This window comes from Brevundimonas sp., from assembly GCF_046299595.1.
In the GTDB taxonomy this organism is placed as follows: Bacteria; Pseudomonadota; Alphaproteobacteria; order Caulobacterales; family Caulobacteraceae; genus Brevundimonas.
Map to the genome: position 1 here is coordinate 781,478 of NZ_JBKBHQ010000001.1, position 15,556 is coordinate 797,033.

General features: G+C 68.0%; 17 protein-coding genes. 4 read left to right on the forward strand and 13 right to left on the reverse strand.

Features of this window, described 5'->3' with window-relative positions; translation table 11 throughout:
* Window positions 1–38: 38 nt before the first annotated feature.
* From ACK4E3_RS03955 to folK, 11 genes are all read right to left on the reverse strand, one after another.
* A complete protein-coding gene (locus tag ACK4E3_RS03955; RefSeq protein WP_409696677.1) occupies window positions 39–1,241 on the reverse strand; it encodes a serine hydrolase domain-containing protein in 1,203 nt (400 codons plus the stop codon).
* 17 nt (window positions 1,242–1,258) lie between these two features.
* Window positions 1,259–2,206, reverse strand: coding sequence for a GTPase Era (gene era, locus ACK4E3_RS03960; protein WP_409696680.1), 948 nt, complete (start codon window positions 2,204–2,206; stop codon window positions 1,259–1,261).
* Window positions 2,203–2,904: a ribonuclease III gene (rnc, locus tag ACK4E3_RS03965; RefSeq protein WP_409696683.1), complete on the reverse strand. Its 702-nt coding sequence runs from the start codon at window positions 2,902–2,904 to the stop codon at window positions 2,203–2,205. Before rnc ends, era begins: the two co-directional genes overlap by 4 nt.
* Window positions 2,901–3,665 (reverse strand): signal peptidase I, encoded by a 765-nt coding sequence (lepB, locus tag ACK4E3_RS03970; protein ID WP_409701040.1) that lies wholly within the window; start codon window positions 3,663–3,665, stop codon window positions 2,901–2,903. The genes rnc and lepB overlap by 4 nt, the downstream gene beginning before the upstream one ends.
* A 511-nt stretch (window positions 3,666–4,176) precedes the next feature.
* Window positions 4,177–4,596, reverse strand: coding sequence for a holo-ACP synthase (gene acpS / locus ACK4E3_RS03975; RefSeq protein WP_409696686.1), 420 nt, complete (start codon window positions 4,594–4,596; stop codon window positions 4,177–4,179).
* On the reverse strand, window positions 4,593–5,345 hold the full coding sequence (locus tag ACK4E3_RS03980) for a pyridoxine 5'-phosphate synthase (protein WP_409696689.1): 753 nt from the start codon (window positions 5,343–5,345) through the stop codon (window positions 4,593–4,595). Before ACK4E3_RS03980 ends, acpS begins: the two co-directional genes overlap by 4 nt.
* A gap of 3 nt (window positions 5,346–5,348) precedes the next feature.
* The gene (gene pyrE / locus ACK4E3_RS03985; RefSeq protein ID WP_409696692.1) at window positions 5,349–5,966 is read right to left on the reverse strand and encodes an orotate phosphoribosyltransferase; all 618 of its coding nucleotides are present in this window, start codon (window positions 5,964–5,966) and stop codon (window positions 5,349–5,351) included.
* A 31-nt stretch (window positions 5,967–5,997) separates the two neighbouring features.
* Window positions 5,998–6,786 (reverse strand): LOG family protein, encoded by a 789-nt coding sequence (locus ACK4E3_RS03990; protein WP_409701043.1) that lies wholly within the window; start codon window positions 6,784–6,786, stop codon window positions 5,998–6,000.
* Between the two features lie 35 nt (window positions 6,787–6,821).
* Window positions 6,822–9,029, reverse strand: coding sequence for a RelA/SpoT family protein (locus tag ACK4E3_RS03995; RefSeq protein ID WP_409701046.1), 2,208 nt, complete (start codon window positions 9,027–9,029; stop codon window positions 6,822–6,824).
* A gap of 203 nt (window positions 9,030–9,232) precedes the next feature.
* Entirely contained in the window at window positions 9,233–9,592 is a 360-nt protein-coding gene (gene rpoZ / locus ACK4E3_RS04000; RefSeq protein ID WP_409696695.1) for a DNA-directed RNA polymerase subunit omega, read from the reverse strand.
* Window positions 9,593–9,747: 155 nt separating this feature from the next.
* On the reverse strand, window positions 9,748–10,266 hold the full coding sequence (folK, locus tag ACK4E3_RS04005; RefSeq protein WP_409696698.1) for a 2-amino-4-hydroxy-6-hydroxymethyldihydropteridine diphosphokinase: 519 nt from the start codon (window positions 10,264–10,266) through the stop codon (window positions 9,748–9,750).
* 18 nt (window positions 10,267–10,284) lie between these two features.
* Here folK and ACK4E3_RS04010 point away from each other — a divergent pair, with 18 nt between their 5' ends.
* The 3 genes from ACK4E3_RS04010 (at window position 10,285) to ACK4E3_RS04020 (ending at window position 11,950) form a co-directional block, all read left to right on the forward strand.
* Window positions 10,285–10,884 (forward strand): NYN domain-containing protein, encoded by a 600-nt coding sequence (locus ACK4E3_RS04010; RefSeq protein WP_409696701.1) that lies wholly within the window; start codon window positions 10,285–10,287, stop codon window positions 10,882–10,884.
* A gap of 8 nt (window positions 10,885–10,892) precedes the next feature.
* On the forward strand, window positions 10,893–11,573 hold the full coding sequence (locus tag ACK4E3_RS04015; RefSeq protein WP_409696704.1) for a uracil-DNA glycosylase: 681 nt from the start codon (window positions 10,893–10,895) through the stop codon (window positions 11,571–11,573).
* 74 nt (window positions 11,574–11,647) lie between these two features.
* Window positions 11,648–11,950 (forward strand): hypothetical protein, encoded by a 303-nt coding sequence (locus ACK4E3_RS04020; protein ID WP_409696706.1) that lies wholly within the window; start codon window positions 11,648–11,650, stop codon window positions 11,948–11,950.
* 15 nt (window positions 11,951–11,965) lie between these two features.
* Here the strand turns inward: ACK4E3_RS04020 and smpB are convergent, their stop codons facing one another.
* Both smpB and dapA read right to left on the reverse strand, forming a co-directional pair.
* The gene (smpB, locus tag ACK4E3_RS04025; RefSeq protein WP_409696709.1) at window positions 11,966–12,433 is read right to left on the reverse strand and encodes an SsrA-binding protein SmpB; all 468 of its coding nucleotides are present in this window, start codon (window positions 12,431–12,433) and stop codon (window positions 11,966–11,968) included.
* On the reverse strand, window positions 12,433–13,329 hold the full coding sequence (gene dapA, locus ACK4E3_RS04030) for a 4-hydroxy-tetrahydrodipicolinate synthase (protein ID WP_409696712.1): 897 nt from the start codon (window positions 13,327–13,329) through the stop codon (window positions 12,433–12,435). The genes smpB and dapA overlap by 1 nt, the downstream gene beginning before the upstream one ends.
* 142 nt (window positions 13,330–13,471) lie before the next feature.
* On the opposite strand from dapA, the gene ACK4E3_RS04035 reads away from it, so the two are divergent.
* Window positions 13,472–15,541 carry a transglycosylase SLT domain-containing protein gene (locus ACK4E3_RS04035; RefSeq protein ID WP_409696715.1) on the forward strand — a complete coding sequence of 690 codons (2,070 nt, stop codon included), beginning with the start codon at window positions 13,472–13,474 and terminating at the stop codon, window positions 15,539–15,541.
* Window positions 15,542–15,556 lie beyond the last annotated feature (15 nt).

Consider the following 15,556-nt stretch of genomic DNA (forward strand, 5'->3'; position numbering starts at 1 on the left):
GCTGCTAGCCCATGGGCAGGCCTGCGCCAAGGGGCACCTCAGCGCAGCGGGCGCACGCGCGCGGGCACATCCTGGCCCATGGCCTCGGCCAGGGCCTGCTGCGAGATCAGGAACACCGAATCGCGCGCGTGGTAATGGTTGGACAGCACCACCGCCAGCACATCGGCCTCGGGCTGCCAGGTCGCCAGCACGCGAAAACCCGCCCAGCTTCCCGTGTGATAGATCTGATGGGCACGAAACGACGGCTCCACGCGCGCGCCGAGGTCCGCCATGAACAGCCCGAAGCCATAGCCGCGCGGCGGGCGGCGGATCTCGCCCTCCAGATCGACCGGGTTCTGCGCCGTGACCATCATGCGATAGCTCTCGGGCGAGAGGATGCGGCCGTGATGCAGGGCCCAGCTCCAGCGATACAGATCATCCAGCGTCGAATAGAGCGCGCCCGAGGCCAGCACGATCGAGGCGTTCGAGATCGGCTGGGGCGTCAGCCTGCCGCCCAGAAGGGCATAGCCCATGGCCACCTCACCGGTGTCGGCGTCATAGCCGGTGTTCCACATCTGGAGCGGCTCCAGCAGCTCCGCCTTGAGCCAGTCGTGAAAGGGCTGGCCCGTGACCTTCTCGACCACCGCGCCCAGCAGGTTGTAGCCCGCGTTGGAATAGGCGATGCGCGTGCCCGGCTCGAAGGCGAGGCGATAGCGGGCCGTAGCCTCGGTAAGCTGTTCCGAGGTCTGATAGGTGCGCCTCATGCTGCCCCAGTCGGGGCGGGCCATCAGGTCCACGACGCCGCCGGTGTGCGACAGAAGATGATGCAGGCGCAACTGCGCCCACGCCTCGGGGCACGGGTCAAAGAAACGGCACAGCGGATCATCGACGCTGAGCTGACCGCGATCCTGAAGCACCAGAATGGCGGCAGCCGTGAACTGCTTGCTCAGCGAGGCGATGCGAAAGCGCGTGTCCAGCGCCATGGGCTCGCCCTGCTCGTGATTGGCGAAACCGTAGGCCTTGCGAAAAAGCACCTCCTCGCCGCGCGCCACCAGAACGGCCCCGTTGAAGGCGATGCCGGGCTGTTCCAGAAGGCTGCTCAGGATCGGCAGGCGATCGACCTCGACGGGCGGCGCAAGCACCACCTCGACCAGCTCCGGCTCGGCGCTGGAGGCCGTATCGGCGGGGCCGCAGCCCGTCAGTACTGTCAGTCCGGCAAGCAGCAGCGCCGCGCCGGTCAGGAATCCACGCTTTACGATCATGCGCCCATTGAAGCGCGTCAGGCGTCGTAGTCCAGTCCGAACTGGGCATAGAGGGCGCGGCTTTCCTGCCAGCGCGGGTCGACCTTGACGTTCAGGAACAGGTGCACGGGCCGGTCCATCAGAACGGCCAGCTCCTCGCGCGCCTTCTGCCCGATCCAGCGCAGGGTCTGGCCGCCCTTGCCCAGCACGATGGGCCGCTGGCTCTCGCGCTCGACATAGATGGTCTGCTCCATGCGCACCGAGCCGTCGGGCCGATCCTCAAAGGCAGTGGTCTCGACAGCTGCCGAATAGGGCAGTTCCTCGTGCAGGCGCAGATAGAGCTTCTCGCGCGTGATCTCGGCGGCCAGCACGCGCATGGAGACATCGGCGCTCTGGTCCTCGGGATAGAGCCATACCCCCTCGGGCATCAGGCCCGCCAGATGGACCTTCAGATCATCCACGCCCGATCCGGTCTCGGCCGAGATCATGAACACCTCGGTATAGACGCCCTCGTCGAACAGGCGCTGCGACAGGCCCAGAAGCTGGTCACGCGCGATCAGGTCGATCTTGTTGAGCACCAGCGTGGCTTTCAGCCCGGCGCGTTTCAGCCCCTCGATGATGTCGCGGGTGTCCTCGGCAGAGCGATGATCGGCCGCCTTCGCCTCGCGCGCCTCGACTGCAAGCTCTGCGGCGGCATCGATCAGATGGACGATGGCGTCCGCATCCTCTGCCCCGCCCCACGCCGACGCCACCATCGCCCGGTCCAGCCTGCGGCGCGGGCGGAAAATGCCGGGGGTGTCCACCAGCACGATCTGCGAGGCCTCGTGCATGGCGATGCCGCGCACAGGGAAGCGCGTGGTCTGCACCTTGCGCGTGACGATGGACACCTTGGTGCCGGTCAGGCGATTCACCAGGGTGGACTTGCCCGCATTGGGCGCACCGATGATGGCGGCAAAGCCGGCTCTGGTCTGATCCTGATCGCTCACAACTGTCCTTCACGCCTCAGCAGGTTGAGGGCGGCATCCTTTTCGGCGGCCTGACGCGAACCGCCCTCGCCCCGCGCCGGTTCCAGGGTGCGTATGCGCGCCTCGACGACGAAGCGCGGCGCATGGTCGGGGCCATCGCGGGCGATCACCTCATATACCGGAATGTCGAGCGAGCGGGCCTGCGACCACTCCTGAAGGGCGGACTTGGGGTTCATGACCGCACCGGCCTGGGGCGCGCGCGCCAGCTCATCGGCCCAGGCACGTTCGACCAGCGCCCGCGCCGCCTCGAAGCCGCCATCCAGATAGACCGCCGCGATCACCGCCTCCATGGCGTCGGCCAGAATGCCTTCCTTGCGTCGCCCGCCCGTCCGGGTCTCGGCGGCAGACAGGCGTAGCGCCTCGCCGAGCCCCAGGCTCTCGGCCACGCGCGCGCAGGCGCTCTTGTCCACGAGGCTGTGCAGACGCTGGGACAGCGCGCCCTCATCGGCATCGCCATGGCGCGCGAACAGGGCTGCGGCAATGGCAAGGCCGAGAACACGGTCGCCCAGGAACTCGAGACGCTGGTTGTCGGCAGGACCGCGCGGGTCGCCCTCGGCCACGCTGGCGTGGGTCAGGGCCTGACGCAGCAGGCGCGGCTCGCGGAACGCATGGCCGAGGCGCTGCTCCAGCGCCGCTGCTGCCTCGGGCCTTGAAGTCATTGCAGGACGGTGAAGAACCGGCTGGGGCGCAGGTTGCCGAACCAGGTCCACGGACGGGTCAGCGAGGCCCCCGGCGACCACGAGAACAGGATGATCTCGGCCTTGCCGATCAGGTTGTCCGCCGGGACCATGCCCACGGCATCGCGGCTGTCGACCGAGTTGTCGCGGTTGTCACCCATCATGAAATAGTGGCCTTCGGGCACACGGAAGGCGCGGGTGTTGTCGAGCTGGGCGCTGGGGCCAAAGTCCTGGGTCAGGAACTCGCGGCCCTCGGGCATGGTCTCGAGCACCTGGGCGGTGGACTGAAGTCCCCACGGCGTCTCGATCTGGCTGCGGTCGACGATGCGCACGCCCACGGGCTCGCCATTGATGTGCAGCAGGCCGCCGATCATCTGCACCTCGTCACCCGGCAGGCCGATGACCCGCTTGATGTAGTCGGTGCGGTTGTCGGTGGGCAGCTTGAACACCACGATGTCGCCGCGCTCCGGCCCGCGTCCGAACAGGCGGCCGGTCATGTTTTCGGGCAGGCTGATGGGCGTGGCGTGGCGGCTGTAGCCATAGCTCCACTTGGACACCACGATATAGTCGCCCTCATACAGATTGGGCTCCATCGAGGCGGAAGGGATGGTGAAGGGCTGGAACAGCACGGTGCGCAGGATCAGGGCGATCACCAGGGCGTAGAACACCGTCTTGCCGATGTCCCACAGCTCGCTGAAGAAGCCGCCGCCGGACGACGAGGACTTGCGCCTGCCCCGGCGCACGGTCTCGGTCGTGGCGCTGCCGTCGTCGAAGGGCGCATCGCCCTGGTCGCTCCAGATCGGGCGCGCAGCAGGAGCGGCCGCCTCGGGGGCCACGCTGGCGGCGGCGGCGGACACGGGCTCGGGCGCGAGCGGCTGGGGGGCGGCAGGTTCGCCGGCAGGGGCCTCGGGCTCGGGGGCAGCCTCATCCGGCGTCACGCCCGCCTGGGGGGCGGTCGGCGCGGCGGCAGGCTCGGGCGAAGCAGCAGGCTCCACAGGATCGCCTTCGGGCTGATGTTCGGGAGGCTGGGGAGCCTGAGCCACGATCGGCTCATCGACCGGCTCATCGGCAATCTCGCGCGGCGCCCCAGCGGCTTCGGGGTCCGCATCCTGCGATGCCTGATCGGCGCCGGGAGTCTCGGGCGTGCCTTCGGCGCTGCCCTCGGGGCGCGGGGTCTCGTCTTCAGGCTTGTTCGTGTCGCTCATGCGCGTGGCATCCCCAGCCGGCGGGTCGCGCCGGATTCATGTGGTCGCGTTATCCGGTAACGGAGCCCGGCACCAGCGGCAAGGCTTCGATCACGACGAACGCCTGAGCGTAAGGATAATCGTCGGTCAGCGACAGATGTATGCGCGCACTGTGCCCTTCCGGCATCAGGGACTGAAGCCGCCGCGCCGCCCCGCCCGTCAGCGCCAGGGTCGGCTGGCCCGAAGGCAGGTTCACCACGCCCATGTCCCGCCAGTAGACCGCCCCTCTCATGCCGGTGCCCAGCGCCTTGGCACAGGCCTCCTTGGCGGCGAAGCGCTTGGCATAGCTGGCGGCGGGGCCGGGCTTGCGGTTTGAGCGCGCACGCTCCAGATCGGTGAAGCACCGGTGTGTGAACCGCTCGCCAAAGCGCGCCAGGGTGTCCTCGATGCGCCGAATGTCGGTCAGGTCCGAGCCGATGCCGATGATCATGTCCTGTCCCGCTCGCCCTGGCGGATGGCATCGGCCATGGTGGCGATGGCGCTCTCCAGCCCGGTGAAGATCGCCTCTCCGATCAGGAAATGGCCGATGTTCAGCTCCACGACCTCGGGGATGGCGGCGACCACCGCGCGCGCGCTGCCATAGTCGAGGCCGTGACCGGCATGGACCTCGAGGCCCAGCCCATGAGCCAGCGAGGCGGCGGCCTTGAGGCGCTCCATCTCGGCCAGCGCCTCGTCGCGTTGCACATGGCAGTAGCGCCCGGTGTGAAACTCGACCACTGCCGCGCCCAGAGCATGAGCGGCGCGCACCTGGCTTTCCGCCGGTTCGATGAAAAGGGACACGCGCGAGCCCGCCCCGGAAAGCTGTTGCACCACCGGGGCCACGCGCCCTTGCAGCCTGGCCACGTCGAGGCCGCCCTCGGTGGTGATCTCCTCGCGGCGCTCAGGGACCAGACAGACGGCGTGGGGCGCATGGCGAAGCGCGATGGCCAGCATCTCGTCCGTCACGGCCATCTCCAGGTTCAGCGGCTTGCCCGCCGTGCGACACAGGGCCGTCAGGTGCTCGATGTCGGGATCGGTGATGTGGCGGCGATCTTCGCGCAGGTGGGCGGTGATGCCGTCTGCGCCTGCCTTGAGGGCCATCTCGGCCGCGCGGACCGGATCGGGGTGAATGCCGCCGCGCGCATTTCGCACCGTGGCCACATGGTCGATGTTCACGCCCAGCCTGACCCGTGCGCTCATGGCCTAACCCTGCTCCTGTCCCTGCGCCTTCAGCCGCCGGCTGCCCGGATCGGTAACGGGAACGGCGGCCAGATCGTCCGGCAGGGCATCGGGCGCATAGGCAGGCATGTCGAGAGTGGCCAGGGCGATCAGCGGCACGCCCACATCGGCCTTCCCGCCCGAGCGGTCCACGATGCACCCGGCGGCCAGCACCTGTGCGCCATAGCCTTGCAGGGCGCTGATGCACTCTCGCGAGCTGAGCCCCGTGGTCACGATGTCCTCGATCATCACCACCCGCGCGCCCGGCTCCAGCGCGAAGCCCCGGCGCAGGCGAAACGCCCCGTCCTCACGCTCGACATACATGGAGGGCACACCGAGGTGCCGCGCCGTCTCATAGCCCGGAATGATGCCGCCCACCGCAGGCGAGACGACCGCATCGACAGGACCGACGGCCTCTCTCACCCGCGCCGCCAGCGCCCGGCACAGGCGCTCGCAGCGCCCGGCGTGCATGAACACGAGGTTCTTTTGCAGGAACACGGGGCTGTGCAGGCCCGACGAGAGCACGAAGTGGCCTGTGCGCAGCGCGCCCACGGCACGGAACTCGTCCAGAACCTGTTCGGAGGTAAGGCTGTGATCGCTCATGGCTGTGCCTTAGCGCGCGCCTGCCCGGCTGTCAGGCCCCATCGCGCGCGGGCGCGCCGGGAACAGGGTCGGGATCGCCCGCCCCGATCTCGCCGCCGGGCCTGAGCCCCAGCGAGATCAGACACTCCCAGGCCGCCTCGGCATCACTCGCATAGCGGAACAGCTCCAGGTCGCGCGGGGCGATCATGCCGTGCTCCAGCAGGGCCTCGAAGTCGATCACGCGCGTCCAGTAGTCCTGATCGAACAGCACGATGGGGATGGGCGGGGCCTTGTCGGTCTGGCGCAGGGTCAGAAGCTCGAACAGCTCATCCAGCGTGCCAAAACCGCCGGGAAACACGATCAGCGCATTGGCCCGCATGGCCAGATGCATCTTGCGCATGGCGAAATAGTGAAAGCGGAAGGTCAGGTCGGGCGTCGACCAGTCGTTGGGCCGCTGCTCGTGAGGCAAGGTGATGTTGAAGCCGATGGATGGCGCACCGGCCTCGCTGGCGCCGCGGTTGGCCGCCTCCATGATGCCCGGACCGCCGCCCGTGGCGACCACATTGTCGCGCAGGGCCCCCTCGCCGCCCAGCAGCGCGCCGCCGCGCTCGGAGATCAGGCGTCCTAGCGCGCGCGCCTCGCCATACCAGTAGCCCTGCCGCCCCGGCCCGTCCTCGCGCACGCGCGCAGAGCCGAAGATCACTATGGTCGAGCGCACGCCCCAGTCACGCAGGTGCTGCTCGGCCTTGGCGTACTCCATCAGAAAGCGCACGCCGCGCATGGAGTCGCCCAGCAGGAAATCCTGATCGAGCGCCGCCAGCCGATAGCTGGGCGAGGCCATCTGGGGCGAGTGATCCGCCTCGTCGTCCACCACTCTCAGCCCCGCGCCCGCTCGACCTGATCGACGGACGGATTGGCGCGCAGGGCGGCCATGATGCCCGTGGCATGGCGCGCGTCCGTGACCTCGACGTCGATCTCGACATCGAAGAAGTCCTGCTGGCGGCGGGTCATGGCCAGATTGAGGATGTTGCCGCCCGCCTCACCGATCAGGGTCGCCACCTGTCCGAGCACGCCCGGCGCGTTCTTTATGGTGGCGCGGAAGCGCGCAGCCGCGAGGCTCTCGCGCTCGGCCTGAGGCGTCCACTGCAAGTCCTGCCACACGGTGTTCTCCTCCGAGAAGTCCACCAGACGACGACAGTCGATGGTGTGGATCGCCATGCCCTCCTCGCCTGCGCGCAGGATGCCGACGATGCGATCGCCGGGCACGGGCGTGCAGCATGGGGCGAAGTGCACGCTGATGCCGGGCGTCAGGCCGCCACCGCGCACGAACAGGCGCTGGGCGCGGTTGTCCTCGATGCGCGTGCGCGCCGTCACGGCCGCGCGGTCGGCATCCTTGAGGGTCGGGAACACGGCCTCGATGGCCTGGGAGGGCGAGATGCGCCCGCGCCCGATGCCATAGAACAGCTCCTCGTCGCTGGCGAGGTTGAGCGTCTCGAGTGCCCCGCGCAGCGAGACCTCGGACAGCTCCTTGCCCAGCCGCGACAGCGCGCTCTCGAGCGCCGTGCGCCCGAGCTGCTGGAACTCGCCTTTCTCGAGGGTGCGGATGTGGCGCTTGATCGCCGAGCGCGCCCGCCCGGTAATGGCCAGCGAGCGCCAGTCGGGCGGCACATTGGCCGTATCGCCGCGCAGGATCTCGACCACGTCGCCATTGGAAAGCGGCGTGCGCATGGGCTTGATCTCGCCGTTGATCTTCACCCCCATGGCGGTGTCGCCGACCTCGGTGTGCACCGCATAGGCAAAGTCCAGCGGCATGGCCCCGCGCGGCAGGCTGATCAGCGCGCCCTTGGGCGTGAACACGAACACCTGGTCGAGGAACATCTCCAGCTTGGCGTGCTCGACCCAGTCGTCGGCATCGCCGCCGAACTCCATGACCTGAACGAGGTGGCGCAGGTTCTGCAACGGATCGCGCCCGCCCTCGCTGACCATGGCGTCGGCGTCATAGCCGTAGCTCTCGTCCTTGTAGCGCCAGTGCGCCGCCACGCCGTCCTCGGCCACGCGGTCCATCTGTTCGGTGCGGATCTGCATCTCGATGCGCATACCCGCAGGTCCGATCACCGTGGTGTGCAACGAGCGGTAGTTGTTGCTCTTGGGCGTTGAGATGAAGTCCTTGAAGCGCTCGGGCACCATCGAATAGGCGCGGTGGATGATGCCCAGCGCGCGATAGCACTCGTCCTCGGACGCGGTGATGACGCGGAAGGCATAGATGTCGGACAGGGCCGAGAAGCCCACCGCCTTGCGCTGCAGCTTGCGCCAGATCGAATAGGGTGTCTTCTCCCGTCCGAACACGCGGGCCTTGAGGCCCCCTTCGGTCAGATGACGCTCGATGTCGCGCGACACCCGGCTGACCGCGCGCCCGTGCTCCAGCTTGAGGCCTTCCAGACGGCGCTCGATGGCGGTCTTGGCGGTCGGATTGAGATAGCCGAACGCCAGCTCCTCCAGTTCGGAGGCGATGCGGTGAATACCGATGGAGCGGCCCAGCGGGGCATAGACCTCCAGGGTCTCACGGCTGATGCGCTCGCGCTTGGCCGGGCGCACATACTGCAAGGTGCGCATGTTGTGCAGGCGGTCGGCCAGCTTGACCAGCAGCACGCGCACGTCCTTGGACACCGCGAGGATGAACTTGCGCAGGTTCTCGGCCTGGCGGACGTGCTCGGCCTGAAGCTCAAGGCGCGACAGCTTGGTCACGCCCTCGACCAGCTCGGCCACGTCCTCGCCGAACAGGCGAGCGATGTCCGCCTTGCTGGCGTCGGTGTCCTCGATGACATCGTGCAGCAGCGCCGTCACGATCGCCGTGGTGTCGAGACGGTATTCTGTCAGTATCCCGGCCACCTGGACCGGATGGGCAAAATAGGGATCACCCGAAGCGCGCTTCTGAGAGCCGTGCATCTTGACGGCATAGACATAGGCGCGGTTCAGCAGGTCCTCGTCCGCGCTCGGATCGTAGGCCTTGATCTTCTCGATCAGCTCGAACTGGCGAAGGTAGGTCGCGCCCGAACCCAGCTTGCCGGTGCCCTCGCCGGGCATCTCGGGGGCAGGCGCAGGCTCTGCACGGGCAAAGGCCTCGGCGCGCGCGGCCCTGTCCGCAGAGCGCGAGGCGTCAGGGCGCGCTGACGGTGCACCCGGCTCGTCCTTCAACTGCGGCTTGTCGTCTGGCACGGGAGCATGATCGGGGGCGACGGCTGAGGCGCGGGGCCGCCCGGAAGGCATGGTACGGGCAGCGTCTGCCGTCAGTACCGGTCCTCCTGGCTGCCGTCCCGGTCGCTTTGCAGCGCGCGGATCAGTTCCTGCTCGGCCATGTTCATGTGCTGGGGCTCGGCCAGCAGGGCGATGGTCTCGGCCTCGTCCTCGGCCTCGGTGCGCTCATCGACACGCTGCAAGGTGGTGATGAGGTTTTCCTTCAGCTCCTCGGGCTCCACCGTGGAGTCGGCCAGCTCGCGCAGGGCCACGACCGGGTTCTTGTCGTTGTCACGATCGATGGTCAGGGCCGAGCCATTGGAGATGTTGCGCGCACGGTGCGCGGCCAGCAGGACCAGTCCAAAACGGTTCGGAACCTTCTCGATGCAGTCTTCGACAGTGACGCGCGCCATTTAATCCTCGGGGAAAGTCGCTAAGCCCTCCATGATAGGGGGCGATGGCCGATTGTGCAACGCACATCGCCTGTTGCCGTGGCGATTCTTGGGCGGGCGACAGGCAGCAGTGCGCCGCAGGTCACCCCCATGCTCACGGCGGGCTCATGGCGGGCTCACAGCGGGCGGGCATCACGGCCCACGCGGGCCTCGCGGTACAGTTCAGCGGCGCTGCGGCCACTTGCGGGGTGTCTCCAGCCGGGCATGATCTCGGCCAGCGGCCCCATGACGAACGCCCGCTCTGCCGCGCGCGGGTGCGGCAGGATCAGGTCCGGCCCCTTGCAGAGCGCCCCTCCGAACGCGATCAGGTCGAGGTCAAGCGGCCGCGGCGCATTGCGGACAGCGCGCACGCGACCGAAATCGGCTTCGATCTGCAAGAGATGCCGATGCAGTGTTTCGGGGCCGCGCGGGTATTTTCCGGTAATAACAGCGTTCACATATTCGGGATCGGAGGGGTCCGGCCAGGCGGCTGAAAGCCACCAGCGAGAGGCCGCAAGCACCATGAATTCCTTGGCTTTCAGGGCCTCTATCGCCGCCTCAAGAATGGCGCGCGGCGGTCCCAACACGCTCTCTTGATTTGATCCGAGAGCCACGACAACTATGTCCTCGGCATCCGCCGCGGGGCACTCACTCATAGGATGACTTTTTCCGCCATGACTTTTTATCCATCTGAACGCATAGCGATTTTCGTTGACGGGGCCAATCTCTACTCGGCAGCCAAGGCCCTTAACTACGACCTCGACTTCAAGAAGTTGATCGAAGAATTCCGCCAGAAAGGCCGGTTGATTCGCGCCTATTACTACACAGCCATTGTTGAAGGCGAGGAATACTCACCCATCCGCCCGCTCGTTGACTGGCTTGACTACAACGGCTTTACCATGGTGACCAAGCCGGTGAAGCGCTACACCGACGCGACCGGGCACACCCGCACCAAGGGCAACATGGATGTCGAGATCGCCGTCGACATGCTGCAACTGGCCCCGCACATGGATCATGCCGTGCTGTTCTCGGGCGACGGCGATTTCCGCAAGCTGGTCCAGGCCCTGCAATCCAAGGGCGTGCGCGTCACCGTGGTCTCGACCCTCAAGACCCAGCCGCCCCAGATCGCCGACGAACTGCGCCGCGCAGCCGACAATTTCATCGATCTGGCCGAGCTGATGAACAGCTTTGGCCGCCCCCGCTCCAGCGCTGCCGGCGTCAACAAGCCCATTCCGGTCGTTATCCCCGATCAGCTTGAACCGTCCAAGACCTGATCGCAGACATGGCTGTCCATCCCGATGCCGGGCGGCCATCGCCCGGAGCAGACCCCGGCACACAGCCCGAGGCACCTCGCGGCTGCCCGCTGTGTCCGCGCCTCGTGGCCTATCGGGCCGAGAACAGGGCCGCCCATCCGCATTGGTTCAACGATCCCGCACCCAGCTTCGGCGACGAGGGTGCGCGTCTGCTGGTCGTGGGTCTGGCACCGGGGCGCACGGGAGCCAACCGCACGGGGCGGCCCTTCACGGGCGATGGTGCCGGGATCATGCTCTATGAGACCCTGCTGGCCACGGGCTTTGCGCGCGGACGCTATGACGCCCGGCCCGACGACGGGCTGGAGCTGATCGACTGCATGATCACCAATGCGGTGCGCTGCGCCCCGCCGGGCAACAAGCCGCTCACCAGCGAGGAGAACACCTGCCGCCCGTTCCTGTCGGCACGCATTGCCGCCCTGCCCCGCCTGCGCGTGATCGTGACCCTGGGCGATGTCTCGCGGCGCAACGTGCTCAAGGCGCTTGGCGCAAAGGCCTCGGCCATGGCGGCAGGCCACGGGGCCGAGGCGGATGTGGCGGGCTATCGCCTCATCAACAGCTATCACTGCTCGCGCCTGAACACGAATACAGGTCGCCTCACAGGCGAAATGTTCGCCTCTGTGTTTAAAAGAGCACGGACACATCTCGAATAGAGGCGCACACTCCACAGTCAGTGGAACCCGAGTCTGTAGCGTTCGTTCACCCCGTGTCAGGAGGACGACACCCAATGCGCAGACATGACAGCGCCCATGTACCCGGTGCCAACACCCCGGTGGCCAGCACCGCCTTCACCGCAAAAGAAATGCGCTTTGCGCTGCTGCTGATCGTGGCCGCCGCCGCACTGGCCATCGCCACCATCGTGGCCCAGCGATCGGCCCTGATGCCGCCTTCGCTCGGCGCCTACGAGGTCGAGGCGGTAACGACCAGCAATCTGGGCGGTGAGCGCATGGGCAGCACCCAGATCGTCGATGCCGCGCCGCTTCAGGACATCAACGTCAGCGGCGGCCTGGTCCAGACGGCAGCCAACTGATCAGGCACGGACGGCTCAGCCGCGCTCCTTGAGCAGGCGGGCCTTGTCGCGCTGCCAGTCCCGCTCGGCGACCGTGTCGCGCTTGTCGTGGACCTTCTTGCCCTTGGCCAGGGCGATCTCCAGCTTGGCCAGCCCCCGATCGTTGAAATAGAGCCGCGTCGGCACGATCGTGCGCCCGTCGCGCTGGACCGCCCCGATCAAGCGGTCGAGCTGGCGGCGGTGCAGCAGCAGCTTGCGCGGCCTGCGCGGCTCATGGTTGAAGTGGGCCGCCTTGCCATAGGGCGGGATGTCGGCATTGATCAGCACGATCTCGCGCCCCTCCACCGCCGCATAGCTCTCGGCGATGTTGGCGCGGCCCTCGCGCAGGGACTTGACCTCGGTGCCTGTCAGCGTCAGCCCGGCCTCGATGGTTTCTTCCAGAAAATAGTCGAAGCGCGCGCGCCGGTTCTCGGCGATGGTGCGCGCACCCGTGATGGCGGCCATCAGGACGGCTCGGGCGCAAGGCCCGCTTCAAGCATGGCCGCATCGACCTCGGGACGCACCGCCTCGGCGCAGGCCAGCAGCGGCAGGCGCAGGCTCTCCTCGCACAGGCCAAGGCGCGACAGGGCGTATTTGGTCGGGGCGGGCGAGCTGTCGAGAAACAGGGCGCGGTGAAGGCGGATCAGCCGTGCCTGACAGGTCCATGCAGCCTTCAGGTCGCCCTCCCAGATCGCGCGCGTCAGGTGAACCATCGCCTCGGGCGCCACATTGGACGTGACCGAGATCACCCCGTGCCCGCCCTGGGCCAGATAGCCCGGATAGCTGGGATCATCGCCCGAGATCAGCGCAAAGCCTTCCGGCACCATGTTTCGCATGGCGCTGAGGCGGCCAAGATCGCCCGTGGCGTCCTTTATGCCGACGATGTTCGGATGGGCCGACAGCGCGGCCACCGTGTCGTTGCACAGGTCCACGCCCGTGCGCGAGGGCACGTTGTAGAGCAGGATCGGCACCTGCACCTGATCGGCGATGGCACTGAAGTGCGCCGCCATGCCCGCCTGGCTGGGCCGGTTGTAATAGGGGGTCACCACCAGAACGCCGTCTGCGCCCACGCGCTTCGCATGGGCGGCCAGGGCAATGCTCTTGTCCGTGCCCGTGGCACCGGCCCCGGCGATGACGCGCACCCGTCCCGAGGCGACCGAGACGCACATCTCGACCGCGCGCTGGTGCTCCTCGACGCTGACCGTGGCGCTCTCGCCCGTGGTTCCCATGGGCACCAGACCATGCACGCCCGCGCCGATCTGGCGCTCGATCAGGCGCGCAAAGGCGTCCTCGTCGATGCGGCCGTCACGAAATGGTGTGATCAGGGCCGTGATCACGCCCTTGAACAATGGTGCATTCATGAGAAAGACAGACCAGACGTGTTATTTCTGAACCGGTGCCATCCGGCCAGAAGGGTTTGCGGCTGGCGACACTAGGTTTGGTGAGCGGGCCGCGCAACTGTATCCTTCCGGCTCAGGCCGTCGATAATTGTGGAGTCGGGATTTGATCGCATTCGCCAAATACATCGCTGCCGCCGTCATCGGGCTGTTCTCGCAAGGTGACGCGGGGGCCGAGGCCGCCCAGACCGGCGCGAGCCCCACAGCGGTGTCCGTTCAGGCGAGCGCCTATCAGCCCCGCATCCTGTCTGCCTCCGACCAGAGCCTTTTCCGTGACGCCCTGGCCGCGGCGCGCGCGCGCGACGTCATGCAGACCGAAGCCTTGCGCGCGCGCATCGAGAACCCGACGGCGCGCAAGCTGATCCGCTGGGCCCTGATCGATACCTCGGGCGCTCAGCTCTCGCTGGCCGAGCTTGAGTCCTCCATCACCGATTTCGCCGACTGGCCGCGCGGCGACAGCCGCCAGAACGACCTTGAGCGCGCCATGGACCGGGCCGGGGTCAACTCCAGCCACGTGCTCACCCTCTATGCCTCGCGCGAGCCCCAGACCATGGAAGGCGCCATGGCGCTCGCCAGCGCGCTTGAGAGCAACGGCCAGAGCGAGGAGGCCCGCACTCTGATCCGCCGCTGGTGGCGCGAGCAGTCGTTTGAACTGGCGGTGCAGGAGCGCGCGCTTGGCCGCTATGGCCGCTGGCTGACCCAGGCCGATCACGATGCGCGCCTCGACATGCTGCTGCTGGGGCCGCAGGGCCCGGCGGCGCGCGCCATGATCGCGCTCGCCTCGCCCGAGCACCGGGCGCTGGCCAATGCGCGCATGGCCCTGAGGGGCGGCACAGGCGACATCGAGGGCACCCTCGCCTCGGTGCCGGCCTCGCTGATGAACCATCCGGGTCTGGCGATCGAGCGTGTGCGCCTGCTGCGCCAGCGCAACCGGGGCTTCGAGGCCTATGCCCTGCTGGCCCAGCTGCCACCCGCGCCCAGCCATGCCGAGGGCCAGAACCTGCTGTGGACCGAGCGGCGCAACTTCTTTCTCGACGCACTTCAGGCGCGCAACTGGCAGGGCGCCTATGACGCCATGGCCGGACACGGCTTTCCCTCGGGCGAGCGGCGCGTGGATGCCGAGTTCTTCGCCGGCTGGGTGGCCCTGACCAAGCTGAACGATCCGGTGCGCGCGGGCCGTCACTTCGAGGCGCTGCGCCAGAGCTCGACCACGCCCATCACCCAGGGCCGCGCCCACTACTGGCTGGGCCGCGTCGCCGACGCCCAGCAGAACGCCGCCCTCGCCCAGCGCCACTACGAGGAGGGCGCGCGCCACATCCAGAGCTTCTACGGCCAGCTTTCCGCCGAGCGCGCGGGCATCCGCACCGTCACCCTGCCGCCCGAGCCTGCGCCCACCGCCGCCGACGTGGCCCGCTTCGAGGGCCGCGAGACCATCCAGGCCGCGCGCATCCTGGCCGAGATGGGCGAGATGAGCCTGTTCCGCGTCTTCGTGCTGCACATCGACGACTGGCTGCCTGGCCCCGAGGAGCTGGCCCTGCTGATGGACATGGCGAGGGGATACAACGAGACCTTCACCGCCATGATGGTGGGCCGCGCCGCCAGCCAGCGCGGCTATCTGATCCCCGAGCGCGCCTATCCGATCCGCACGCCCCAGCCTGTCCCGGGGGCCGCGCCGCTGGCCTTTACCCTGGCCATCACGCGCCAGGAGAGCAGCTTCGACCCGCGCGCGCGCAGCCACGCCGATGCGCGCGGCATGATGCAGTTCCTGCCCTCGACGGCCCAGGGTGTCGCGCGACGCATGGGCCTGCCCTATTCGGCGGAGATGCTGTGGGATCCCGAATACAACATGCAGCTTGGCAGCTATCACCTCGGCGAGCTGATGAGCCAGAACGGCGGTTCCTACCTGCTGGCTGCCGTGGGCTACAATGCCGGACCGGCCCGCGCGCCCCAGTGGGTGTCGCGCTGCGGCGACCCGCGCGCCGCCCAGACCGACCCCATCGACTTCATCGAATGCGTGCCCTTCACCGAGACGCGCAACTACATGATGCGGGTGATGGAGAACATGCAGATCTATCGCGCCCGCCTGAACGGGGGCTCTGCGCCCCTGACGCTCAGCCAGGATCTGGCCGCAGGCGGCGGGCCGGTCGCCTATGATGCGGTGGCGGGCGGGCGCTGATCGCGCCTGTCGCCA

Excerpts from the sequence above, each read along its gene's own strand:
- ACK4E3_RS03955 (WP_409696677.1), bottom strand. The coding sequence starts at position 1,241 with ATGATCGTAAAGCGTGGATTCCTGACCGGCGCGGCGCTGCTGCTTGCC.
- rnc (WP_409696683.1), bottom strand. The coding sequence starts at position 2,904 with ATGACTTCAAGGCCCGAGGCAGCAGCGGCGCTGGAGCAGCGCCTCGGC.
- acpS (WP_409696686.1), bottom strand. The coding sequence starts at position 4,596 with ATGATCATCGGCATCGGCTCGGACCTGACCGACATTCGGCGCATCGAG.
- ACK4E3_RS03980 (WP_409696689.1), bottom strand. The coding sequence starts at position 5,345 with ATGAGCGCACGGGTCAGGCTGGGCGTGAACATCGACCATGTGGCCACG.
- pyrE (WP_409696692.1), bottom strand. The coding sequence starts at position 5,966 with ATGAGCGATCACAGCCTTACCTCCGAACAGGTTCTGGACGAGTTCCGT.
- ACK4E3_RS03990 (WP_409701043.1), bottom strand. The coding sequence starts at position 6,786 with ATGGCCTCGCCCAGCTATCGGCTGGCGGCGCTCGATCAGGATTTCCTG.
- ACK4E3_RS03995 (WP_409701046.1), bottom strand. The coding sequence starts at position 9,029 with ATGCCCGGCGAGGGCACCGGCAAGCTGGGTTCGGGCGCGACCTACCTT.
- rpoZ (WP_409696695.1), bottom strand. The coding sequence starts at position 9,592 with ATGGCGCGCGTCACTGTCGAAGACTGCATCGAGAAGGTTCCGAACCGT.
- folK (WP_409696698.1), bottom strand. The coding sequence starts at position 10,266 with ATGAGTGAGTGCCCCGCGGCGGATGCCGAGGACATAGTTGTCGTGGCT.
- ACK4E3_RS04010 (WP_409696701.1), top strand. The coding sequence starts at position 10,285 with ATGACTTTTTATCCATCTGAACGCATAGCGATTTTCGTTGACGGGGCC.
- ACK4E3_RS04015 (WP_409696704.1), top strand. The coding sequence starts at position 10,893 with ATGGCTGTCCATCCCGATGCCGGGCGGCCATCGCCCGGAGCAGACCCC.
- ACK4E3_RS04020 (WP_409696706.1), top strand. The coding sequence starts at position 11,648 with ATGCGCAGACATGACAGCGCCCATGTACCCGGTGCCAACACCCCGGTG.
- smpB (WP_409696709.1), bottom strand. The coding sequence starts at position 12,433 with ATGGCCGCCATCACGGGTGCGCGCACCATCGCCGAGAACCGGCGCGCG.
- dapA (WP_409696712.1), bottom strand. The coding sequence starts at position 13,329 with ATGAATGCACCATTGTTCAAGGGCGTGATCACGGCCCTGATCACACCA.